Genomic DNA, 24,270 nt, shown 5'->3' on the forward strand with positions numbered 1-24,270 from the left:
ACCCACGCCGGGGCCGACTCGGTCTTCGCCGGGTCGGCTCAGCGCTCGCCGGGTCGGCTCGGTTCTCGCCGGGTCGGCTCAGCGCTCGCCGGGTCGGCTCGGTTCTCGCCGGGTCGGCTCAGTCCTCGGCGAGGTCGGGGCGGCCGTTCTCGTCGAGTCCGACGTCGGCCTTCGGGTCGTGCTCGTCGCCGGGCGTGGCCACGGTGGCGCGGTGCTGTCCGGGGGCGAGGGTGCGGCAGGCGGCGTGGGCCGTACCGAAGGCGGTGACCAGAGCGACTGCGGCCACGGCGAGGGCCGCTGCGGTGCGCGAGGTGAGGTCCATGCCCGGGAAACGATCCCGGGTACGGCGCGGTCACCGCCCCGCGTCCGGACGGGCGTGCCGCATCACGCGGCCGGCCGCGCCAGGGGCGGCGCCGCCGTGCTCGCGCGCGGCACCAGCCGGGTCGACAACTCGGTCCGGGTGCCCTCCGGACGCTCGCCCTGCATCATCCGCACCAGCAGCCGGAGCGCGGTCGCCGCCATCTCCCCGAGCGGCTGGCGCACGGTGGTCAGGGCCGGCGCGATCCAGCGGGCCTCGGGCAGGTCGTCGAAGCCCACGACGCTCATGTCGTCCGGCACCCTCAACCCCCGTTCCGCGAGCGCCGCGTACACCCCGAGGGCCATCCGGTCCGAGCACACGAACACCGCGGTCGGCGGCTCGGGCAGGTCCAGCAGTTCGTGCGTGCGCAGCCGAGCGGTGGCCTCGTCGAAACCGGCGTACCGCACGTACTCGGCGAGGTGCCGCACCCCGGCGGAGGCGAGCGCGGAACGGTAACCGGCCACCCGGGCGCTGCTGCCCATCGTGCGCCGGTGCCCGGCGATCACCGCGATCCGCCGGTGGCCGAGCCCCAGCAGATGCTCGGTCGCGCTGACCCCGCCCTGCCAGTTGGCCGCCCCGACCGATACCACCCCGGCCGGCGGTTCGTGCGCGGGGTCGATCAGCACGTAGGGGATGCGGTGGTGGTCCAGCCACGCGTACTGCGACGGGGACAGTTCGGCGAGGTTGAACAGCACTCCGGAGGAGCCGCGGGCGGTCAGCTTGTCCAGCCAGTCGCGCTCCGGCCGGCCGCCACGGGCCCGGTTCGGCCCGGCCGAGACCACCACCTCCAGGCCCGCCTCGTGCGCCGCCGCCTCCACCCCGTGCAGCACCGCTCCCGACCCGGAGCTCTCCAGCGAGTGCACCACCAGGTCGACCAGGACAGGAGCCTTCGCCGCGTCGAAGCGGGGCCGGCGCACATAGCCGAGCCGGTCCAGTGCCTCGGTGACCCGGCGGCGGGTCTCCGGTGCCACGTCCTCGCGGCCGTTGACCACCTTCGACGCGGTGGGCACCGATACCCCCGCCTCGCGTGCCACCACGGCCAGCGTCGGCCCGGCCGTCACGCTCGCACTCCCCGCACGGACCACAGGAAACCGCCTCTCCGGCCCGCCTTTGGGCCTCGAAAGTTGCGACCAACGCTGCTTCCGCGGCCTGCTCACCGACCATGCAGAAAGCGCTTCCTACGATAGATGCGCGTCAACACGGCGTGAAGACATGGGAATTCGCGGGATGGCGCCGGTCGGAGCTTTCGAAACTCCGAACATCCCCTTCGGTGGGTGAGGTCAGTCCGGGATGCAGTCGAGCCGGAAGCCGGTGAAGTCCGCGGTGAAGGAGGCGTCGACGAGGTCCACCGCGTGGATCGCGGCCATGGCGCCGGTGAAGCGCAGCCGGGAGCCGTGGTCGTCGGAGAGCAGGGTGAAGTCCAGCGGCGGACCGACGCAGCGGCGGGTGCCGGCCTCGGCGTACCAGAACCTGGCCTCCCCGCGCTCGACGCGGACCCCCAGAGTGAGCGGGCCGCTCGCGTCCACGTCGGCCACCGCCACCAGGCGCGTCTCGTCCTCGTCGCGCGCCGTCAGCGCGAGCACGCTCCGGCCGGCGCCCCGCCACTGCTGCCCGCACTGCTCCTCACCCGCGTCCTCCGTCCAGGTCAGGTCGAGGGCGAGGTAGGCCGCCGTGTTGTACCAGAGCAGCAGTCCGGCCGCCTGGGTGAACGTCGCCGGCCGCGCCTCGACGGTCACCCGCGCCTCGGCCCGGTGCTCGGTGATCCGCCGGGCGAGCAGACTGTGCGCCCACAACGACTCGGGCCCGTGCCGGCCACGCAGCCGGATCCAGCCCGCACGGCTGGTCAGGTCGATCCAGGACGGATCGGCGGGCGAGCGCAACGTGTACCAGGAGGGCTCCGACCGTCCGGGCGCGAGGGACCTTCCGGAGAGCCCCGGCCGGCCCGGTGCCATGGGGTCCCCGGCACCGGCGGTCTCGGGCTCCCGGCCGCTCGTGCAGCGGTCCGGCCGGCCCGGCGTCAGGGCATACCCGGAGGTGATGATCTCCGGTTCCGGGCCGTTTTCGGCGGGCTCCGACACGTCTGGAAGCAGGAAAGCCCCAGCGGGCTCCGGTGCAGTCGGTGCGAGGGCGCCTTCGCTGTCGGCCGGTTCCGGCTGCCTGCCCCGCCCTCGTGGCATCGGCACCCTGAGCGCCGGTCGGCAGTCCCCGTGCCGTAGGCGGGGCCAGCCGGCCTCGTCCCAGGTCACCGCCTGGATCGCGGTCTCCCGGCCGAGGGGGCAGCGGGGGCCGGCGGGGGTGGCCAGGGGGCGGGAGGTGAGGTGGCTCAGGTACCACTCGTCGTCCGGGGCGCGTACCAACTCCGCGTGGCCCGCCTTCTGCAACGGCCAGGCCGGGTCGTCCCGGGAGGTCAGGAGCGGGCGCGGGGCCAGGTCGTACGGGCCGGTCAGCCGGCGGGAGCGGGCCACTCGAACGCCGTGCTCGAAACCTGTGCCGCCCTCGGCGAGCAGCAGGATGTACCAGCCGTCCCGTTTCAGGAGTTTCGGGCCCTCGATCAGCCGGTCGTGCTGGAGCAGGAGGTGGGTGCCGTCGACGGGGGAGAGCGTCGACGGGTTCAGCTCGGTGGCGACGATGCCGCAGAAGCGGCGGCCGCCGGGGCGGTGGTCGTTCTGCAGGTTGAGGAGCCATAGACGGCCCTGCTCGTGGAACAGGGCCGGGTCGAAACCGTGGGACGGGACCCGGCGCGGAGGCGTCCACGGGCCCGCGACGCCGGGCGCCGTGCTGACGTAGGTGTCCAGGTCGAAGTACGGCGTGCCGACCGAGCGCACCACCGTGTACGTTACCCAGAACCGCGTACCGTTCCAGCTCAGCGAGGGCGCCCAGATCCCACCGGAGTCCGGCACCCCGGCCAGCGTTCCGCCCGGGGCCGCCCCCTCGACATGGCCGGCGTACTCCCAGTGGGCCAGGTCGCGGGAGCGGTGGATCGGGATCGTCGGGAACCACTCGAAGGAGCTGGTCGCCACGTAGTACCAGTCCCCGGCGCGGACCAGGGACGGGTCCGGGGCGAAGCCCCGGATCACCGGGTTGACCAACTCGGCCACGGCATCGGTCACTTGAGGGCTCCCAGGGTCACCCCGGTGCGCCAGTAGCGCCGCATCGCCACCATCATCACCGCCATCGGCACGATGGACAGCAGCGCGCCGGTCAGCACGAGCCCCGTCAGGTCGACACCGGACTCCATGCGGGTGCCGGACCAGTTGTACAGGCCGATGTTGAGGGTCCAGTTCTCCTTGCCGCGCAGCACGGTCAGCGGGAGGAAGAAGGCGTTCCACGTGTTGACGAAGGCGAGCAGGAAGACCGTCGCGCCGCCCGTCGTCATCATCCGCAGCACGATGCTGACGAAGATGCGCAGCTCCCCGGCGCCGTCGAGCCGGGCCGCCTCCAGCAGTTCGTAGGGGATCGTGGCCTCGGTGTACACCTTGGCCAGATACACGCTGAACGGGTTGATCAGGCACGGGATCAGCATCGCCCAGGGGGTGTCCACCAGGCCGATCGAGGAGAACAGCAGATACAGCGGGAGGGTCAGCAGCGCGATCGGGATCAGGAACGAGCCCACCACGCACGCGAAGATCACATTGCGGCCCGGGAAGTCGAAGCGGGCCAGACCGTAGCCGGCGGCGAGCGCCACCACCGTGCCGCCGAGGGAGCCGACGCCGGCGTACAGCAGCGAGTTGGCCGTCCAGCGCAGGAAGATGCCGTCCTGGTAGGTGAACACCTCGCGCAGGTTGTCCCACAGGTGCCAGCCGGAGAACCACAGGCCGTTGCTCTGGTACAGCGCCGTGCGGTTCTTCGTCGCGCTGACCAGCAGCCACCACAGCGGGAACAGGCTGTAGGCGCTGGCCAGGGCCAGCCCGACGAGCAGGAAACGCTGGCCGCCCCGCCCGCGCGAGGCGGCGTCCGGGCGCGTGATGCGCCGCACGCCCCGGGCGGAGGGCCGCTCGGCGGGCGCTTCGGTGACCGCCATCAGTCGGCCTCCTTCGAGGTGAACCGGTAGAAGAGGAAGGAGGCCACGCCCAGGATCAGGGCGAGCAGCACCGAAAGAGCCGCGGCGTAGTGGTAGTTGCCGGCGTTGAACGCCTGGTTGTAGATGATCACGATCGGGGTGAAACTGTCGCTGACGGTCTGCGGGGTGACGTTCCGGAACAGTGCGGGCTCGTTGAAGATCTGCAGCATCTGGATGATCGACAGCAGCCCGGTGAGGACCAGCGCCCCGCGCACGTACGGGACCTTGATGCTCCGCGCGATCCGGATCTCCGAGGCGCCGTCGAGCCGGGCCGCCTCGAACAGCTCGCGGGGCACGCCCTGGAGCGCCGAGTAGATGATCACCATGTTGTAGCCGATGCCGTGCCAGGTCAGCAGGTTGCCGATGGACGGCCACACCATCGACGGCGCGAAGAAGTTCCAGTGGAAGCCGAACACCTTGCCGAGCGGGGTCAGCGGACCGACGTCCGGGCTGTACAGGTTGACCCACATGATCGCCGCGACCACGCCGGGGATCATGTACGGCACCAGCAGCAGGATCCGGAACCGGCCGGCCACGCGCGAGGTGAGCGCGTCCAGGCACAGCGCCAGCACCAGGCTGACGAACAGCATCACCGGGATCTGCACGCAGGCGAACAGCACCACCCGCAGGATGGAGTTCAGGAACGCCGAGTCGGTCAGGCCCTGGGTGTAGTTGCCGAGCCCGGCGAACTCGGTGGTCGCCCCGCCGAGTCCGAGCCCGGACTGGTGCTCGCGGTACAGGGACTCGTGGACGGCGTAGCCGATCGGGAGCAGATAGAGGAAGACGAAGCCGAGCTGGAAGGGCAGGGTGAACGCGGCGCCCTTCCAGCGCAGTGAGCGGATCATCGAAGCGTCCCTCAGCCCTTGACGCTGATGCCGCGCGACTTCAGGTCGTTCACGGTCCACTGCTGCATGTGCGCGAGCAGATCGGTGACCTTCTCCTGCCCCGCCACCACCTTGGCCCAGCCGGCCTGCATCTCGGTGAACATCGCGGTCCAGTCCGGGCCGAAGGCCCAGTCGGTGGTGACGGTGCCCAGGCTGTCGGTGACCACCTTCTGCGCCGGCGCGTAGTTCGTGCCGAGCAGTTTCTGCGAGACCGACTCGGCGACGTACGCGTTGCTGTCCTTCAGCGCCGGCATCACACCGTTGCCGGTCTCCGGGCTCGCCATCGTCTTGACCGCACCCGCGTCGGTGGACATCCACAGGGCCGCCTGGGCCGCCTGCTCCTGGTGGCCGCATCCCTTGGTCACCAGGGTCACGCCACCGGTCAGGTTCGTGCCGGCCGGCGTCTTCGGCGCCTCGCCCGGGTACGTCGGCCACGGTGCCAGCGCCCACTTGCCGAACGACTTGGTGAAGTTCTGCACCATGCCGGCCATCTGCCAGGTGGAGATCTGCCGGGTGGCGGTGCCGCCGTTGTCGTAGTTGCGCTGCACGGCCGCGTAGTCGGCGAAGGACAGCTTGGAGTTCAGGTCGTTGTCGATGATCTCCCGGATCACCTTCGCGGCCTTCAGGGTGCCCGGGTCCTGGAAGTCCACCTTCCAGGAGTTGCCGTCGATGGCGTACCAGTGCGCCCCGGCCTGCATGGAGAGCACCTCCAGGGTGCTCGGGTCCTCACCGGCGTAGTTGGTGATCTTGATGCCGTGCTGCTTCAGCACCTTGCCGGCGGTGATGAAGTCGTCCCAGGTGGCGGGCGGTTTCAGACCGTACTTCTGGAAGATGTCGGTGCGGTAGATCGTGAAGTTCGGCGCGGAGCCGGTGGGAACGCCGTACAGCTTGCCCTGTACCTGCGCGCTCGCCCAGGAGCCCGGGTTGAACGTGGCGGCGTCGCCCTTGACGTACTGCGTGATGTCGGCGAGCGCGCCCTGCGACACCCAACTCGTGACGTATTCGGCGGTGTTCTGCACCAGGCAGGGGGTGTTGCCCGCCTTCACCGCGTTGGTCAGCTGCTTCTGCATGGTCAACTGGTCGGTGACCTTGGTGTACTTCAGCTGCACGTCCTTGTGGGAGGCGTTGAACGCCTTCACGACGGCTTCCTGGCCGTTCGCCCAGCCCCAGTAGTCGAGGGTGTCGGGGCCGGACGACTTCGACGACGTGTCGCCCGAGCCGGAACCGCCGCAGGCGGCGAGCAGACCGGTGAGCGCGATGCCCGCGGCGGCGGCGGTGGCGAACCTTCTGCGGGAGCTGGTGACGTTCATCTGACCGTGATCCTTCGAAAGTAGGCGTTCTCGGCAGGGGCGGAACGCGAGGACGGCGGCTCGGTGATGCAGGCCGGGAACAGCGGACCCGACAAGCGGGGCCGGAAACCGCCGGCACGCGGTTGCGGCGGAGGATGGCCAAGCGGAAGCTGTAGTAAGCGGTTGCTGGGACGGTAGGCGACCGGTTCGTCCATAGCAAGAGGGGTGGGGCGATTTGTTACGGCGACGAGTACGGCGGGTTGCCTCCGGCCCGCGCCAATTGCTCGCATCGGACGGAGCATTCGAGCAGGTCAACGCCGTATGGCAGGGCAGAGCCCGGGTTTCGGCGAGCGGCCCGAGAGCCGCCACCGAAGTCGTGAAGCGTGAGAAACCGTTTACGTAACTCTCTCGCCGAGCTCCTTGCGTACGGCGAGCTATCCGCGCGGCGCCGGCGGCCGCACGGAATTGCGTACGACGACATGGGTGCCCAGCACCAGATGCTCGCCGTCGGCGCCCTTGCGGCGGCCCGTGCCGCCCTCGCGCCGGTCGGCCACCGCGCGCAGCGCCACCCGGCCCATCTCCTCGTACGGCACGTGCACGGTGGTCAGCTGGGGTGTCAGCTGGGAGGCGAGCGGGATGTCGTCGTAGCCCACGATCGACACGTCCTCCGGCACCCGCCGCCCGGCCGCGCGCAGCGCCTGCATGGCGCCCGCGGCCACCACGTCGGTCCCGGCGAGCACGGCGGTGAAGTCCGGCGTCTCGCGCAGAGCGGCCTCGACCGCGGTGTAGCCGTGCGTGTCGTCGTACGAGCCGTGCCGGATCATCCCCGGGTCGAACGGTATCCCGTACGCCTCGAAGGCCCGCCGGGCGCCCCGCAACCGGCCCTGGGCGGTGGTGAGTCCGGCCGGTCCCGGCAGGACGAGGACGCGCCGGTGCCCGGCCGACAGCAGATGGCTGGCCATGGCGTACGCGCCGCCCTCGTTGTCGTAGTCGACCGTCGTGGCCGGGACGTCGCCCTCCAGGGGCGGCCTGCCCACGAGGACGAGATGGGAGCCGGCCGCGTCCAGTGAGCGCGCGAAGCGGGCCATGCGCAGCTGGTACTCGTCGTAGTCGTACGCGCCGCCGAGCAGCACCACGGCGGCCACGCCCTGCTGCCGCATCAGGTTGACCAGCGCCAGCTCCCGCTCGGGGTCGTCGCCGGTCGTGCCGACCAGCGACAGCCAGCCGCGCAGGGTGGCGGCGCCCTCGACGCCCTTGGCCACGTGGGCGAACGCGGCGCCGGTGATGTTGTTGATGAGGATCGCCACCGTCGGCGTGCCGCCGCCGGCCAGCGAGCGGGCGTGGGCGTTGGTGACGTAGTCCAGGTCCCGGACCACCTTCATCACCCGCCGGCGCAGCTCGTCCGAGACCGGGTAGTTGCCCGACAGCACCCGCGAGACGCTCGCCACGGAGACGCCGGCGTGCTCCGCGACGTCGCGGATGGTCGCCCGGCCGGCCTCACTTGGCGCCTTGCGCTGACTCACCGCTTAAGGCTCCTTCGACGTCGTGGCGCGTTTCCCACCTGCTCGGGTACCGCCCGCGCCGGTGCGGAAACCGTATCCCATGCCGGCTCCGGGCCGGCGGGCCTGTGGACGGCGGTCCGCGGTGCCCATCAGGCGACCCGGGCCAGGTCCGCGTGCCGCACCTCGTACAGCGGCGGCAGACCCGCGGCCAGCCGCTCCAGCTCCTCGACGACGATCGCTCCGAGCCGCTCAAGCTCATTGCCGAGCGAGCCCGCGATGTGCGGGGTGAGGAAGACGTTGGGCAGCCGGTACAGCGGGGAACCGGCGGGCAGCGGCTCGGGCTCGGTGACGTCCAGGACCGCGCGCAGCCGTCCCGAGACCAGCTCGTCGGTCAGCGCCTCGTGGTCGACCAGCGCACCGCGCGCGGTGTTGATCAGCACGCCGCCGTCCCGGACGAGGGCGAGCCGGCCGCGGTCGAGCATGTGGTAGGTCTCGGGGATGTCGGGGGCGTGCAGGCTGACGATGTCGCTGTGGCGCAACAGGTCCTCCAGCGGCAGCAGTTCGGCCCCGAGGGCGGCGGCCTCGGCGGGGCTGACGTAGGGGTCGTGCAGCAGGACCGTGAGGTCGAACGGCCGCAGCAGCTCCAGGAGCCGGCGGCCCACCCGGGAGGCCCCGATCACCCCGATGCGGCGGCCGAGATTGCCGGTGGCCGCGGTCTCGGCGGGGCCCGGATAGGTGTGGGTGCGCCGGTAGCGCTCGCGGCGCTCGAAGGTGTCCTTGCCGACGAGCAGGATCATCGCGAGCGTGTACTCCGCCACCGGCAGGGCGTTGCCGGTGACCGCGCTGGACACGGTGACCCCGTGGCTCCACAGGGCCTCGCCGACCAGGGAGCGGACCGAGCCCGCGGCGTGCAGCACGGCCCGCAGCCCGGGGGTGGCGGCCAGCGCACCGGCGTCGAGGTGCGGGCAGCCCCAGCCGGTGATCAGTACGTCGGCCGAGGCGAGGGCGCCGGCGGCCGCCGGGTCGGTGAAGTCCCGCACGACGAGGGCCGGTTCGATGTCGGCCGCGCGTGTCAGCCGGGTCATGAGCGGCGGCGGGAAGAGCAACGGAAGATGCACCGGATCCATCGCGAACACGGCTCGCGGCGGCTGGAGGCTGGGGGGCATGGCTCTCCTGACGGACGGCGGTAGAAACGTTTTCAGAAAGCGCCTTCTACCGTATGTCTGACGGGAATGGACGGTCAACGGTTGGGGGCCGAAGCCGGTTCCCGGCGGGCCGGGAACGGCCCAGGCCTGGGGCGGCACTGGGCGGAGACGGGTCGAGGATGGTGTGCCGGCCTCCATGCGCGTGCCTCGGTGTGCCAGGTTGCACCGAGGCGTGCGGCCCTGATCGCAGGCGCGCATCGAAATCGGTTACCGGATTTTTCGGAGTCACGACGGTCTGTACGGAGGTCAGGCGGATTCCGGTGGGCCCGGGCGGCACAGGGCTGTGCGGCACAGGGCTGTGCGTCCGCCGGACGGCCGCGCACCGGGGTATGCGCCGTACGACGACGCGCGGGGGAGTCCGCCGCGCACGACGAGTGGCATGTCGGGGCTCCTTGAACGGGTGAAAACGGGCAGGTGGAGTGGCATCTGCTGGAGAAACCGGTTGCCGTGATCCATCGCAGCGTACGGGTCGTTCCGGCGGCCCGTCGCTTCCTCTCAGGGTTTTCGAAAGTTCGTCATAGCTCTTGACGCGCGGTGTCTTCCGGAAGAAGCTCCCTGGCACCGCCCGTAGAAACCGGTTCCCGAAAGGGCGTGCTCGCCGTCGCCGTGATGACCACCTACGTCACCGACGCCGGCACACCCGTCCCTCAACTCCAGGCCGCCGCCTCGGTGATGTACGTCGTCCCCATCCTCCTCATCTTCCTCGTCGCCCAGCGCGGCTTCGTCGCCGGCATGTCCACCTCCGGCCTCAAGTAACTCCCCTGTATCCCCAGCCTTTTGTAGGGAGCCCCGCATGAACCCGTCCCTGTCCCGCCGTACCGCCCTCCAGGCGGCAGGCGCCACCGTGCTCGCCGCCGGCCTGGCCGGACTCGCGACCACCGCGGCCCGGGCGGACAGTGCCGACCCGGCCCCGAAGCTGGTCACCTACCCGCTCCCGTCGGGTATGCCGACCAACACCAGCTTCAAGGTGCGGGTGCGCACCGCCCCCGACGGCGACTGGCAGACCCTCGACATCTGGCGGCCGCAGCTGGAGGAGATCAACCCGGCCACCGGCTCGGGCAAGGTCTACAACTCCTCCATGGTGTACTTCGACTTCCGGGGCTCCGCCGAGATCGAGGTCACCTACCTCAAGGGCGGTACCACCAAGGCCCGGATCAGACCCGACTCCCTCGGCATCACGCCCGACCTCCTCGGCGACACCCTGCGCTTCACCCTCGACGAGCCGCGTGACGTCGTCGTCCAGATCAACGACGAGATCTTCGACTGCCTGCACATCGTCACCCATCACATCGACCCGAACCCGCCCTCCGCCGACGACCCCGACATCCTCTACTTCGGTCCCGGCGTGCACTCCGTCACCGGCAACGTCTTCGCCGTCCCCAGCGGCAAGACCGTCTACCTGGCAGGCGGTGCCGTCCTGACCGCGCAGGTCTACTTCAAGAACGTGGAGAAGGCCGCCGTCACCGGCCGCGGCGTGATCACCAGCCCGACCAACGGCATACTCTGCGAGGGCAGCAAGAACATCCGCATCGAGGACGTCATCGTCCTCAACCCCCGCGGCGGCTACGTCACCACCCTCGGCGAGAGCCAGCACGTCCACATCAACAAGCTGCGCGGATTCAGCTCCCGCGGCAACGGCGACGGCATCGACATCTTCTCCTCCAGCGACGTCGTCATCGACGGCTGCTTCCTGCGCACCTCCGACGACTGCATCGCCCTCTACGCCCACCGCTGGAACTACTACGGCGACACCCGCGACATCACCGTCCAGAACTGCACCCTGTGGGCCGACGTCGCCCACCCCGTCAACATCGGCACCCACGGCAACACCGACGCCCCCGAAGTCATCGAGAACCTCGTCATCAAGAACCTCGACATCCTCGACCACCGCGAACCCCAGATGAACTACCAGGGCTGCATCGCCCTCAACCCCGGCGACTCCAACCTGATCCAGAACGTGCGCATCGAGGACATCCGCATCGAGGACTTCCGCTGGGGCCAGGTCCTCAACATGCGGGTGATGTACAACACCAAGTACAACACCTCGGTCGGCCGCGGCATCGAGAACGTCTACATCAAGAACCTCAGCTACACCGGCACCCACGCCAACCCGTCGATCTTCGTCGGCTACGACGCCGACCACGCCATCAAGAACGTCACCTTCGAGAACCTCGTGATCAACGGCCGGGTCATCGCCGACTCCCTGCAGAAACCCAAGTGGTACCTCACCACCGACACCCTCCAGTGGTACGCCAACGAGCACGTCACGAACCTGACGTTCCTCACCACAGCCGAGGCCGAGGCGGCTCGGACGTCATGACGAACCCCGCACCGAGCCGCCGGAGCTTCCTTGGCGGCGCGGCCGCCCTGCTGCTGGCGTCCGGCACGAGCGGCCTCCTCGTCCCCGGCACCGCCCAGGCCGCCGACCGGAACGGCACCACCCCGGCCGCGCCTTTCACCCACCCCGGACTGCTGCACAGCGCCGCCGACCTCGCCCGCATGAAGGCAGCGGTCGCCGCGCAGCGATCCCCCGTCCACGACGGCTACCTGGCGTTCGCCGCCCACGCCCGCTCACAGTCCACGTACATCGTCCAGAACACCGGTCAGATCACCTCCTGGGGCCGCGGACCCGCCAACTACCAGAACCAGGCCGTCGCCGACTCGGCCGCCGCCTACCAGAACGCCCTGATGTGGTGCGTCACCGGCGACCGCGCCCACGCCGACAAGGCCCGCGACATTCTGAACGCCTGGTCGTCGTCCCTGACGACGGTCACCGGTGCCGACGGCCCGCTCGGTGCGGGACTGCAGGCCTTCAAGTTCGTCAACGCCGCCGAACTGCTACGGCACAGCGACTACGACGGATGGGCCGACGCCGACATCAGCCGCTGCGAACGGTCCTTCCTGGACGTCTGGTATCCGGCGATCTCCGGCTACATGCTCTACGCCAACGGCAACTGGGACCTGACGTCCATTCAATCCATCCTGGCCATCGGCGTGTTCTGCGAGCAGCGCACGCTCTTCGAGGACGCGCTGCGCTTCGCCGCGGCCGGCGCCGGCAACGGCAGCGTCCGCCACCGCGTCGTCACCGACGCCGGCCAGGGCCAGGAGTCCGGCCGCGACCAGGGCCACGAGCAACTGGCCGTCGGCCTCATGGGCGACGCCGCCCAGGTCGCCTGGAACCAGGGCGTCGACCTGTGGGGATACGCCGGAAACCGTATTCTCGCCAACGCCGAGTACGCGGCCCGGTACAACCTCGGCGGCGACGTCCCCTTCACCCCCGACCTCGACCGGACCGGCAAGTACATCAAGACGTCCGTGTCCGCCGTCTCCCGCGGCAACCTCCCGCCGATCTACGAGATGTACTACGCCCACTACACCGGCGTCCGAGGCCTCGACACCCCGAACACCAAGGCGGCCGTCTTCCGCGGCACCGGCGGCACACGCGCCGTCGAGGGCAGCAACGACGACCTGCCCGGCTTCGGCACCTTCGCCTACGCCGGCACCGAGGCCCCGGCGCCGACCGCGCCGACGCCCCCGGCAGGGGTCACGGCGGTGGGCGACGGCACCGGCATCACCGTGGCATGGCTGCCGTCCGCGTGGGCGACGACCTACGCCGTCCACCGGGCCACCCGGCCCGAGGGACCGTACGAGGAGATCGCGCCGGCCGTCGACGGCACGACCTACACCGACGACGACGCGCACGGCGCCCGCACCCGCTACTACACCGTCACCGCCGCCAACTCCCGGGGCCGCAGCGCCGAATCGAGCCCAGCCGGCGCCTGCGCCAGACTCCCCGAACCCTGGTCCACCCAGGACCTCGGCGAGGTGCGGATCCCCGGCTCCGCCGCCTTCGACGGCGAACGGTTCGTCCTGGAGGCCTCCGGCACCGCCGACACCTACCGCCTCGTCCACCTCCCGCTGCCGGGCGACGGGTCGATCACCGCGAGGATCGTGTTCCCGCTCAGCTCGCAGTACTCCAAGATCGGCGTCACCCTCCGGGACACCCTCGACCCGGGCGCCGCACACGCCTCGATGCTGATCCAGGGGCTGCCCCTGCACACCTGGAGCGGCGTGTGGAGCGTACGCCCCGAACCGGGCGCCCCGATCTCGGCGACCGGCAGCACCCCCGTACCGCCCACCCAGCAGCAGACGATCACCGAGACCGCCGCCTTCCCCCTCTCCGACCTCGGCGCCCTCCCCGAATCGGCCACCCCGCTCCAGGCGCCCTATGTCGAAGGCGCCGGCGACGGCTACCGGCTGCGCGCACCGTACTGGGTACGGGTCACCCGCAGGGGCCGCCGCTGCACCGGCACCGTCTCCCCGGACGGCATCCGCTGGACCGAAGTCGGCTCCACGGACGTCGAGTTGGGCCACACCGCCTACGCAGGCCTCGTCCTCACCTCCTGCCTCGGCGTCGACCAGGACTACGCCGGGACCGGCACCGGCGCCTTCGACAACGTCACCGTCGGCGCCGCGGCCAAGGGCGAGATCTGGTCCGTACCGCGCCCCGCCCGCACCACCACCGACCTGACCGCGACCACCGGCCCCGACGCCGTGGAGCTGGCCTGGACCGACCCGGACCTCTCCGCCCGCTGCAAGGTGCTGCGCGCCACCGGCGCCGACGGCCCGTACGAGACCATCGCGACCGGTGTCGCACCCGTCGGCTTCGGCACCCGCCTGCGGTACACCGACGCCACCGGCACACCCGGGACGACCTACCACTACGTCGTCACGAAGACGAACTGCGGCGGCCGCGGACCCCTGTCACAGCCCGCCTCCGCCATGATGCCCACCTCCTCCGTACCCCAACTCACCTCACCCACCGCCGCGTTCGCCAACAAGGGCGTCTTCTTCAGCCACCTCCTGCGCGGCTCCCACGAGCCCGTCCGCTTCACCGCCGACGGACTGCCCGACGGACTCCGCCTGGACCAGCGCACCGGCCTGATCTCCGGTACCCCCACCCGGACCGGCGAGTTCACGGTCACGACCGGCGCCGGCAACGCGGCGGGCACCGGCACCGGCACGCTGACCCTCACCGTCGGCACACCGCCACCCGCCCCCTGGACGTACGGCGACCTCGGCGACCCCGTGCTCGACGACCGCGCCTTCGGGACCCTCGGCGTGGTCGCCATCCGCACCCCGGGCAGTACCTCCCACGCCGACGGCACCTTCACCGTCCGCGGCGCCGGCACCGATCTGACCGTCAACAACCAGGCGATGACAGGCCAGTTCGTACGGCAGTACGTCACCGGGGACTGCGAGATCACCGCCCGGCTCGTCTCCCGCACGGGCGCGGGCGCCGACCGGGTCGGCCTGCTCATGGCCAAGTCGCTGTCCCCCTTCGACCAGGCCGCCGGTGCCATCGTCTCCGGCGGCACCACCGCACAGCTCATGCTGCGCACCACCGTCGCCGGAAAGTCCGCCTTCACCGGCAACGGCACCGCCGTCCTCCCCGGCCTGCTGCGCCTGAGGCGTGCCGGAACCACCTTCACCGCCGCGCTCTCCACCGATGACGGCGCCACCTGGACCACCCTCGCCACCGGCGAGATCCCCGGCTTCGGTGACGCCCCCTGTCACGTGGGCCTCGTGGTCTGCTCCCGCGACCCGCTGACCCGCTGCACCACCGAGTTCGACGAGGTGACCATCACCACCAACTGAATCCCCCCACGGATGGGAGATGCCCCACCATGAGCCGCACATCCCCCCACCACTCCATCCCCACCGGTGAGTTGAGCCGTCGCGGTCTGCTGAAGACCGCCGGCGGCCTCACCGCGGCCGTCGCACTGGGCGCCGCGTCCGCCACCACCACGGCGAACGCGGCCCCCGCGACCTTCACCCACCCCGGCATGCTGCACAACGCCGGAGACATCAACCGCGCCAAGGTCAGGGTCGCCGCGGGCGACGACCCCTGGCTGTCCGGCTGGAACCGGCTGACCGCCAACTCCCACTCCCAGCCCACCTGGACACCCAACCCGCAGGCCACCGTCTACCGAGGCTCGGGCTACCCCGAGAACTACGGCATCCTCTACAACGACATCGCCGCCGCCTACCAGAACGCCCTGCGCTCGGTCGTCGGCGGCACCAGCGCCAACGCGGACTGCGCCGTCCGCATCCTCAACGCCTGGGCGAACACCCTGACCTCCATCCAGGGCACCGCCGACCGCTTCCTCGCCGCCGGCATCTACGGCTGGGAGTTCTGCCAGGCCGCCGAACTCATGCGCGGCTACGCCGGGTTCGACCTGACGGCGTTCCAGCAGATGATGCTGAACGTCTTCTACCCGATGAACAACGACTTCCTGACCCACCACAACGGCGCCTGCATCACCCACTACTGGGCGAACTGGGACCTGTGCACCATGGCCTCCGTCCTGGCCATCGGGATCCTCACCGACAACGCCGCGATGTACGACCAGGCCGTCACCTACTTCAAGACCGGTGCCGGAAACGGCTCCCTCCAGCACGCGGTCCCGTTCCTCCACCCGAACGTCGACGGCTACGACCTCGGCCAGTGGCAGGAGTCCGGCCGCGACCAGGGCCACACCGTCATGGGCATGGGCCAGATGGGCGCCATCTGCGAAATGGCCTGGAACCAGGGCGACGACCTCTACTCCTACGACAGCCGGAGGTTCTTCAAAGCCGCCCAGTACGTCGCCAAGTACAACCTGGGCAACGACGTCCCGTTCACCACCTACACCTGGGGCAGCGGCACGAACTGCGCCCAGAACTCGCAGACCGTGATCTCCCCCGCCTCCCGCGGCCAGATCCGCCCGGTCTGGGCCATGCTCCACTTCCACTACAACCGCCGTCTGTACCTCGACGACAAGTACATCTCCGCCATGTACGACAACCTCGTCGCCCCCGAGGGCGGCGGCGGAGACTACGGCTCCACCAGCGGCGGCTACGACCAGCTCGGCTTCGGCACCCTGATGTACGCCAAGTGACAATATGGTCACTCACCGTCTCCGGGTAGCCCGAACGGCCCTCCCGCGCGCCCGCGCACCGGAATACCGGACGCTCCTGTGGTGCTCTGTATGCACGGTGCACGAGTGCGCGGCGAAGGGCTGGTGGGCGATGACGGCAGGCCAGGCGAACCCCGAGTTCAGGCCCGAGGTCACCACGCTGTACGGGGCCGTGCGTGGCCGGTACGAGCAGGGCGTCGCGGTGTTCCGGGGCATCCCCTACGCCGCCCCGCCCTTCGGGCCCCGCCGGTTCCGCCCGCCCCAGCCGCCCGAACCCTGGGACGGGGTGCGTGACGCCGGCGCCTTCGGCCCGACCGCGCCGAAACCGCCGTACTCCGAGGCGTTCGCCCAGTACCTGTCCGACCCCGACATCCCCGGCGACGACTGCCTCAACCTCAACATCTGGACCCCCGCCCCCGACCCGGGCGCCCGCCTCCCCGTCCTGCTCTGGCTCCACGGCGGCGCCCTGACGAGAGGATCCTCGGCCGTCCCCGTCTACGGCGGCGCCTCCTTCGCCCGCGACGGAGTCGTGTGCGTCTCGGTCAACTACCGCCTGGGAGTGGAAGGTTACGGACTGTTCCCCGACGCACCCCCCAACGCCGGCCTGCGCGACCAGCTCGCCGCCCTTCACTGGGTGCACGACGCCATCGGCGCCTTCGGCGGCGACCCGGACCGGATCACCCTGTGCGGGCAGTCGGCCGGCGCCATCAGTGCCGGCGCCCTGCTCGCCGCACCCCCGGCCCAGGGCCTCGTCCGGCGGGCGGTCCTGCAGAGCGGCCCACCTGAGGCGTCCGACCGGGAAAAGGTACGGCGCATGGTGCGCCGCATGGCGGGCCGGCTGAAGATCCCCGCCACCGCCGAGGCCTTCGCCGCCGTCGACCGCGACCTGCTGCTGCGCACCCAGGCCGAAGCCGGCCGGCTCAGCAGCCCCGTCCTCGGCGGACCCGCCTTCGGCATCGTCGTGGACGGCGACCTCGTACCCCGCGACCCGCTCCGGGCCCTGATCGACGGCGACGCCGCCCAGGGCGTCGACCTGCTGATGGGCTGGACCCGCGACGAGTACCGGCTCTGGCTCGTCCCCGGCGGCCTGCTGGAGCGCGTCGACCGGCTCGGCCCGGTCGCCCTCGCCGGCGCCATGGCTCGCTGCCACACCGGCCACGAGGTGCCCCGCGGCTACCGCGCCCTGCACCCCGACGCCGGCGCCGCCGAGACCGTCGGCCAGATGGTCACCGACCACCTGCTGCGCGTCCCGCTGCACCGCCTCGCCGACGCCCGCCCCGGCACCTCCCACCTCTACGAGTTCGCCTGGCCCTCCCGCCTCCCCGGCCTCGGCGCCTGCCACGCCCTCGAACTGGGCTTCGTCTTCGACACCGGCGACGTCCCCGAATCGAAGAAACTCGCCGGCGAGGGCGCCCCGCGGGAACTGTGCGAGGCGATGCACACGGCCTGGGTGCGCTTCGCGGCAACCGGAAACCCCGGCTGGCAGGCCTGGGACGCCTCCCATCCGGTACGGATCTTCGGCGACGGTGAACCGTATACCGCATACGGTCCACGGGATGCGGAGATCAACCTCTGGTCGACCGCCCCCACCGTCCCGGAACCCACCCCCGCCCCGGACATCCGGGCCCCGGGAGCGGAGTGGGCAGCGGCGGTACGACGCCTGCGGCGGTCGGTGGGGACGCGGCGGCGGTGATTGCCTACGGTCGACAGCAGACAGCAGACGGCAGACGGCAGACGGCAGACGGCAGACGGCAGACGGCAGACGGCAGACAGCAGACAGCAGACGGCAGACGGCAGAAGGACGAGACCAACCTCGGCAGATCGTCGTCGGTCGACCGTCGACGATCCGCCCCCTCATCCCCCAACCGCCCCCACCGACCCCCGCACCACCACATGCGTGCCCAGCAGCAGATGCTCGCCGGCGGAAGCGGGGGAGGCAGCGGAGTCCGAGGAGTGGCCGAGGGCGGTGCGGACGGCGAGGCGGCCCAGTTCCTCGTACGGCACATGCACGGTGGTCAGCGCCGGATGCAGGTCGCGGGCGAACGGTATGTCGTCGTACCCGGCCAGCGACACGTCCCCCGGGACGTCCAGCCCGGCCTCGTGGAGCGCGGTCAGGGCGCCCGCCGCGACCATGTCGGTCGCGGCCACCACGGCCGTGAAGTCCAGCCCCTGCTCCAGCGCCCGGCGCATCAGCCGGTGTCCGGAGTCGCGGGTGAAGTCGCCGTGCAGCAGCAGGTCCGGGTCGGGTTCCAGGCCACGGGCGCGATGCGCGCCGAGGTAACCACGCTCGCGGCCCTGCGCCGTGGTGTGGTCCGGCTTGCCGCCGAGGAACAGCACCCGCCGGTGGCCCTGGGCGAGGACGTGCGCCACCAGCGCATACGCCCCGCCCTCGTTGTCGTACTCGATCACCGTCACCGGCGCGCCCGGACCGAGTGGTGGCCGCCCGCACAGCACCAGCCGGGAACCGGCCGAGGCCAGCGAGTCGGCGATACGGCGCGTGCGCTCGCGGTACTCGGGCGTGTCCGCGGCACCGCCGACCAGGATCACCGCCGCCGCCCGCTGGGCGCGCATCGTCTCGATGAAGTCCAGTTCCTGCCGCAGGTCCCCGTCCGTGCTGCACACCAGGCACAGATGCCCGAGCCGCGCGGCCTCGCGCTCCACTCCCCGCGCCATGTGCGCGAACGACGGCCCGGTGATGTCCTCCAGCACGAACGCCAGGGTCGGCGTACCGACCCCGGCGACGGCCTTCGCGCGGGCGTCGGCCACGTAGTCCATCTCGTGCACGGCCCGCATCACCCGGCTCCGGGTCGCCGTGCTCACCGGATACACCCCGCCCAGCACCCGGGACACGGTCGACGCGGACACCCCGGCCCGCGCGGCGACATCCCGGATCGTGCTCCGCCCGGCGGCCTCGCTCTTCCTGGTCATCCCCAGCCCTCCGCACCGTCGGGAACTGCGGCAACATGGGCAGCAACCGGTTCCCATGCGCGAGGCTAGCGGCCGGAAGGGGCACGGACCAGAGCCGCTACGGCCGTCGCCGGCATCGGGTTCAGGCCGTGGCCAACGTCTCCCTGATCGATGTGATCGCCTCCGGCCCCACCCGGCAGCACCCCCCGATGAGCCGCGCACCCGCGTCCCGCCAGGTCTTCACCTGCTCGGCGCCGAACCGCGACCGCCCCGTCCAGGCCCGCGCCTCCGCGTCCCAGGCCTCCCCGCTGTTGGGGTAGACCACGACCGGCTTGCCGGTGACCCGCGCCGCGATCTCCACGGCAGGCTCGACATCCTGCGGAGCGCAGCAGTTCACGCCCACCGCGATCACCTCGTCCACGTCGGCGGCCGGCGCGAACGCCTCCTCCAGGGGCTGGCCGGCCCGCGTGTGCATACCGTCGACCGTGTACGACAGCCACGCCGGCACCCCGAGCCCTCGCACCACCCTGAGCAGCGCGGCGGCCTCGTCGGCGTCCGGAACCGTCTCCAGCGCGAGGACGTCCGGCCCGGCGGCAGCCAGTACCTCCATGCGCGGCCGGTGGAAACGCTCCAGCTCGTCCACGCTCAGCCCGTACCGGCCCCGGTACTCGGAGCCGTCCGCGAGCATCGCCCCGTACGGCCCGACCGAGGCCGCCACCCACAGCGGCCGCCCGACGCCCGTGTCCCCGGCCCGGCGGGCGGCCGTACGCGCGAGGCCGACGCTCAGCGCGAGGAGCCGCGCCGCCTCCTCGTGGCCGATGCCGCGCCGGGCGAAGCCCTCGAAGGTGGCCTGGTAGCTGGCGGTGATCGCGACGTCCGCGCCCGCCAGGAAGTAGGCGAGATGTGCCTCGGCAATTGCTTCCGGCTGCTCGGCCAGCAGCCGCGCCGACCACAGTTCGTCGCTCAGGTCGTGCCCGGCCGACTCCAGCTGATTGGACATGCCGCCGTCGAGGACGACCGTCCCGGCGGCGAGGGCGTCGGCGAGGCTGGGGGAGATGCTGCTGTTCATGTCACGACGCTAGTCGAAGCGGAGCCGGGACGGGCCACGGTGTCCAGCAGGTGAGCATCCCCGGCGTTGGGTCCAACCTGCGAAAACCCTGTACGCACCGGGTTTGTGTCCAGTGCATGAACAGATCGCCCAGCATATGGACCACGGGGTTACGATCACGCTCCTCCCCGCTCCTGCTCCCTCCCCGGAACCGCCATGACTGCCCCCGACTCCACCGCCCCCGACTCCACCGCCCCTGACTCCACCGCCCCTGACTCCACCGCCCCGGACTCCACCGAGTCCACCGAAGCCGCCCCGCTCACCGGGACCCCCGCTGCCCCCCGGCGCCGCTCCTTCGGCCTCGTTGCCGCGACCGCCCTGGTCATGGGCAACATCATCGGCGGCGGCATCTTCGCTCTGCCCTCCGCCGTCGCCCCGTACGGCACCGTCAGCCTGCTCGCGTTCGCCGTGCTGTCCGTCGCCGCCGTCCTGCTCGCCCTGCTCTTCGGGAAGCTGGCCCGGCGCAGCCCGGTCACCGGCGGGCTGTACGTCTACCCGCGCGACGCGTTCGGCCCGTTCGCGGGGTTCCTGTCGGCGTGGTCGTACTGGACGATGTGCTGGGTCAGCATCGCCGCGCTCGCGGTCGCCGTCGTCGGGTACACCGACGTTCTCATCCCGCTGCACGGCAACCACCTGCTCGAAGGCCTGGTCGCGCTCGCCACGCTGTGGCTGCCGGCCGCCGCGAACTTCGCCGGCACCCGCTGGGTCGGCGCGGTGCAGATCGTCTCCACCGTGCTGAAATTCGTCCCCCTCCTCCTGGTGGCCACCGTCGGCCTGTTCTTCGTCCACGCCGACAACTTCGGCCCGTTCAACGCCACGAGCGACAGTGTCCCGGGTGCCGTCGCCGCCTCGGCCGCGCTGCTCCTCTACAGCTTCCTCGGAGTGGAGTCGGCCGCGGTGAGCGCCGGCGAGGTGGACGACCCCGAGCGCACGGTCGGCCGCGCGAGCGTCCTCGGCACTCTGGGCTCCGCCCTCGTCTACCTGCTCGGCACGGTCGCCGTCTTCGGCCTGGTGCCGCACGAGCAACTGGCCACGTCGGGCGCGCCCTTCGCCGACGCGGTGAACGCGATCACCGGCGGCCACTGGGGCGGCACCGCGATCGCGCTGGTCGCCGTCGTCTCGATCGTCGGCTGCCTCAACGGCTGGATCCTGATGGCCGCGCAGATGCCGTACGCCGCCGCCCGAGACGGGCTCTTCCCGGCGCCGTTCGCCACGGTGGGCAAGGGCGGTGTGCCGGGCTTCGGAGTGTGGGCCTGCGCGGTGCTCGGCACGGTCCTGATCGCCCTCAATTACACGGCGGGCCCCGACACCACCTTCCGGATCCTCGTCCTGATCACCACCTTCACCGGCTGCGTGCCCTATCTGCTGTCGGCGGCCGCGCAGTTGTACTGGCTGGCCCGGGGTTCGCGCGCCCAGGTCCGGCCGGCCGGGCTGGCCCGGGACCTGATCGTCGCCGCCCTGTCCTTCGCCTTCTCCTTCTGGCTGATCGCGGGCGCCGGCTACGCGGCCGTCTACCAGGGCGTGCTGTTCCTCTTCGCGGGCATCCCGGTGTACGTGTGGCTGCGCGGCCGCCAGGACCCGGCCGAGACGCCCGCCTAGCCTGGGGAGGTGACCACACCTCTCCCCGGCGCGCCGGGTGCCCCGGAACTGCTCCGAGGCGAACTGCGTGCCATCTTCGGCGAGTTCACCGGTCCGCCGGAGTCCACGCCGCTGGCCCACAATCCGCGCAACGGCGTCACGGCGGGCGTCTGGCGGGTCCGGGCGGGCGACCGCTCGGCCGTTCTGAAGGTGCTGACCCGGTCGAAGCGGACGGAAGCGGGCTGGGCGGCCTCGGCGGATCCGCGGCACTGGAAGTACTGGCGCCGTGAGGCCGAGGTGTACGCCTCCGGGCTCACCGGGGTGTGGCGGTCGTCAGGGTTGCGCGGCCCCCGGCTGCCGACGGCGGCCGAACGGCCCGGCGGGGACGTGGCGTTGTGGCTTGAGGACGTGCCGGGCGAGCCGGCCACCGGCTGGCCGTTCGACCGCCACATCGAGCACGCCAGCCGCCTGGGTGCAGCCCAGGGCGCGGCCCGCGTCGCGGACCGGCCATGGTTCTCCCGGCACTTCCTGCGCGACGACATCGGTGCCACGACCCTCGGCGAGGAACTGCTGGACAGCGACGAGGCCTGGCAGCAGCCCCTGGTGCGCGACCACTTCCCGCCCGGACTGCGGCGGGACATGGTCCGGCTGCGGCACGACCGGGAGTGGTTCCTGCGGGTGGTGGAGGCGCTTCCGCGCGCCTTCTGCCATCTCGACCTGTGGCCGGCGAACGTCATCGGCGCCGGGCCGGACACGGTGCTGCTCGACTGGGCCTTCGCCGGTGACGGCGCCCTCGGCGAGGACCTCGGCAACTACCTCCCGGACTCGGTCTTCGACCTGTTCGTGCCGGCCGCCCGGCTGCCCCGGTACGCGGCCGCCGCCTACGACGCCTATCTGCACGGCCTGCGGGAGAGCGGCCACCGCGGTGACGAGCGGCTTGTCCGGCTGGCCGTGTGCGCATCCGCGGTGAAGTACGAGTGGCTCACCGCCCAGATGCTCGCCCGCGCGGGGGAGGAGCAGCTGGACTACGGCGGCGGACGCACCGTCTCCGCCGAACTCCGCTACCGCGAACGGGGTTTGGTGCTCGCCTTCCTCGCGGACCGGGCCCGCGAGGCCCGCACGCTCGCCCCGCTCCTGGGCTTCCCGGAGGCGCCGAGCGGCCGCTGAGCCGTACTCGGAGCGCGTACGCGGACGACGCCGAAGAAAGGGCTTTCCGTTCCGCGTGTCGAACCCATTGACCCCTCGGATGCTCACCCGTACCTTTTCGGCGTTCGGCATTACAGATGATGTACGACATCTCGAACCTCCCGTTTCCCCACCGAGAGGCAACCCGCATGAGCCGCGAACCCGACCTGTCCCACATACCCAGCCGCCGACTGATGTTGAAGGGCGCCGCGCTCGCCGCGGGAGCACTGGCCACCGTCCCCGGCACGGCCCAGGCCGCCCCCGTCGACGCCACCGAGAAAGCCGGCCCGTACGTGAACCCCCTGGTCCTCCAGCGCGCCGACCCCCACATCACCCGCCACACCGACGGCCTCTACTACTTCACGGCCACCGTCCCCGAGTACGACCGCATCATCCTGCGCCGCTCGCGCACCCTGAACGGCCTCTCCACCGCCACCGAGTCCGTGATCTGGCGGGCCCACGCCACCGGCCCGATGGGCGCGCACATCTGGGCGCCCGAGCTGCACCGCATCGGCGGCAAGTGGTACATCTACTTCGCGTCGGCCCCCGCCGAGGACGTGTGGGCGATCCGTATCTGGGTACTGGAGAACTCCAACTCCGATCCTTTCAAGGGGAGTTGGGTGGAGCGCGGCCAGATCCGCACCGCCTGGGAGACGTTCTCCCTCGACGCCACCACCTTCAAGCACCGCGGCGCCCGCTACCTGGTCTGGGCGCAGCACGAACCCGGCATGGACAACAACACCGCGCTGTGGATCTCGAAGATGGCCAACCCCTGGACCCTCACGGGACCCCAAGTGCGCCTCTCCACCCCGGAGTTCGACTGGGAGTGCGTCGGCTACAAGGTCAACGAGGGCCCGTACGCCCTGCAGCGGGGCGGCCGGGTCTTCCTCACCTACTCGGCCAGCGCCACCGACTACCACTACTGCGTCGGCCTGCTGACCGCCGACGCCGACAGCGACCTGATGGACGCCCGGAGCTGGACCAAGTCCCCCGTCCCGGTCTTCACCAGCAACGACACCACCCACCAGTACGGCCCCGGCCACAACTGCTTCACCGTCGCCGAGGACGGCCGCAGCGACGTCCTCGTCTACCACACCCGCCAGTACAAGGAGATCACCGGCGACCCCCTGCACGACCCCAACCGCCACACCCGGATCCAGAAGCTCGGCTGGAAGCCCGACGGCACCCCGGACTTCGGCGTGCCCGTCGCCGACACCGTGAAGGAGGGTGTGTGA

General features: G+C 71.3%; 18 protein-coding genes. 8 read left to right on the forward strand and 10 right to left on the reverse strand.

What is annotated here, in order from left to right:
• Window positions 1-118: 118 nt before the first annotated feature.
• From LE548_RS06405 to LE548_RS06440, 8 genes are all read right to left on the reverse strand, one after another.
• Window positions 119-322: a hypothetical protein gene (locus LE548_RS06405; protein ID WP_225095661.1), complete on the reverse strand. Its 204-nt coding sequence runs from the start codon at window positions 320-322 to the stop codon at window positions 119-121.
• A 62-nt stretch (window positions 323-384) separates the two neighbouring features.
• A complete protein-coding gene (locus LE548_RS06410) occupies window positions 385-1,443 on the reverse strand; it encodes a LacI family DNA-binding transcriptional regulator (protein ID WP_225095662.1) in 1,059 nt (352 codons plus the stop codon).
• A 195-nt stretch (window positions 1,444-1,638) separates the two neighbouring features.
• Window positions 1,639-3,456: a family 43 glycosylhydrolase gene (locus LE548_RS06415; RefSeq protein ID WP_225095784.1), complete on the reverse strand. Its 1,818-nt coding sequence runs from the start codon at window positions 3,454-3,456 to the stop codon at window positions 1,639-1,641.
• Between the two features lie 8 nt (window positions 3,457-3,464).
• Window positions 3,465-4,379, reverse strand: coding sequence for a carbohydrate ABC transporter permease (locus LE548_RS06420; protein WP_225095663.1), 915 nt, complete (start codon window positions 4,377-4,379; stop codon window positions 3,465-3,467).
• On the reverse strand, window positions 4,379-5,263 hold the full coding sequence (locus tag LE548_RS06425; RefSeq protein ID WP_225095664.1) for a carbohydrate ABC transporter permease: 885 nt from the start codon (window positions 5,261-5,263) through the stop codon (window positions 4,379-4,381). The genes LE548_RS06420 and LE548_RS06425 overlap by 1 nt, the downstream gene beginning before the upstream one ends.
• Window positions 5,264-5,274: 11 nt before the next feature.
• Entirely contained in the window at window positions 5,275-6,612 is a 1,338-nt protein-coding gene (locus LE548_RS06430; protein WP_225095665.1) for an ABC transporter substrate-binding protein, read from the reverse strand.
• Between the two features lie 413 nt (window positions 6,613-7,025).
• Window positions 7,026-8,114 (reverse strand): LacI family DNA-binding transcriptional regulator, encoded by a 1,089-nt coding sequence (locus LE548_RS06435; RefSeq protein ID WP_225095666.1) that lies wholly within the window; start codon window positions 8,112-8,114, stop codon window positions 7,026-7,028.
• Window positions 8,115-8,242: 128 nt separating this feature from the next.
• Entirely contained in the window at window positions 8,243-9,259 is a 1,017-nt protein-coding gene (locus LE548_RS06440; RefSeq protein ID WP_225095667.1) for a hydroxyacid dehydrogenase, read from the reverse strand.
• Window positions 9,260-9,889: 630 nt separating this feature from the next.
• On the opposite strand from LE548_RS06440, the gene LE548_RS06445 reads away from it, so the two are divergent.
• The 5 genes from LE548_RS06445 (at window position 9,890) to LE548_RS06465 (ending at window position 17,950) form a co-directional block, all read left to right on the forward strand.
• The gene (locus LE548_RS06445) at window positions 9,890-10,054 is read left to right on the forward strand and encodes a hypothetical protein (protein WP_225095668.1); all 165 of its coding nucleotides are present in this window, start codon (window positions 9,890-9,892) and stop codon (window positions 10,052-10,054) included.
• Between the two features lie 37 nt (window positions 10,055-10,091).
• Window positions 10,092-11,618 (forward strand): glycosyl hydrolase family 28 protein, encoded by a 1,527-nt coding sequence (locus tag LE548_RS06450; protein ID WP_225095669.1) that lies wholly within the window; start codon window positions 10,092-10,094, stop codon window positions 11,616-11,618.
• Window positions 11,615-14,956 (forward strand): alginate lyase family protein, encoded by a 3,342-nt coding sequence (locus LE548_RS06455; RefSeq protein ID WP_225095670.1) that lies wholly within the window; start codon window positions 11,615-11,617, stop codon window positions 14,954-14,956. Before LE548_RS06450 ends, LE548_RS06455 begins: the two co-directional genes overlap by 4 nt.
• 29 nt (window positions 14,957-14,985) lie before the next feature.
• Entirely contained in the window at window positions 14,986-16,239 is a 1,254-nt protein-coding gene (locus tag LE548_RS06460; protein ID WP_225095671.1) for an alginate lyase family protein, read from the forward strand.
• Between the two features lie 130 nt (window positions 16,240-16,369).
• Entirely contained in the window at window positions 16,370-17,950 is a 1,581-nt protein-coding gene (locus LE548_RS06465; RefSeq protein ID WP_225095672.1) for a carboxylesterase/lipase family protein, read from the forward strand.
• A gap of 161 nt (window positions 17,951-18,111) precedes the next feature.
• On the opposite strand, the gene LE548_RS06470 is transcribed toward LE548_RS06465, so the two are convergent.
• Window positions 18,112-19,185 carry a LacI family DNA-binding transcriptional regulator gene (locus LE548_RS06470; protein WP_225095673.1) on the reverse strand — a complete coding sequence of 358 codons (1,074 nt, stop codon included), beginning with the start codon at window positions 19,183-19,185 and terminating at the stop codon, window positions 18,112-18,114.
• Window positions 19,186-19,306: 121 nt separating this feature from the next.
• Window positions 19,307-20,233 (reverse strand): homocysteine S-methyltransferase, encoded by a 927-nt coding sequence (gene mmuM, locus LE548_RS06475; protein ID WP_225095674.1) that lies wholly within the window; start codon window positions 20,231-20,233, stop codon window positions 19,307-19,309.
• A 195-nt stretch (window positions 20,234-20,428) separates the two neighbouring features.
• Here mmuM and LE548_RS06480 point away from each other — a divergent pair, with 195 nt between their 5' ends.
• The 3 genes from LE548_RS06480 (at window position 20,429) to LE548_RS06490 (ending at window position 24,270) form a co-directional block, all read left to right on the forward strand.
• On the forward strand, window positions 20,429-21,871 hold the full coding sequence (locus tag LE548_RS06480; protein ID WP_225095675.1) for an amino acid permease: 1,443 nt from the start codon (window positions 20,429-20,431) through the stop codon (window positions 21,869-21,871).
• Window positions 21,872-21,880: 9 nt separating this feature from the next.
• On the forward strand, window positions 21,881-23,017 hold the full coding sequence (locus LE548_RS06485; protein ID WP_225095676.1) for an aminoglycoside phosphotransferase family protein: 1,137 nt from the start codon (window positions 21,881-21,883) through the stop codon (window positions 23,015-23,017).
• Between the two features lie 167 nt (window positions 23,018-23,184).
• Entirely contained in the window at window positions 23,185-24,270 is a 1,086-nt protein-coding gene (locus LE548_RS06490; RefSeq protein WP_225095677.1) for a family 43 glycosylhydrolase, read from the forward strand.

It is taken from the genome of Streptomyces sp. CoH27 (assembly GCF_020181035.1).
Lineage (GTDB): Bacteria > Actinomycetota > Actinomycetes > Streptomycetales > Streptomycetaceae > Streptomyces > Streptomyces camelliae.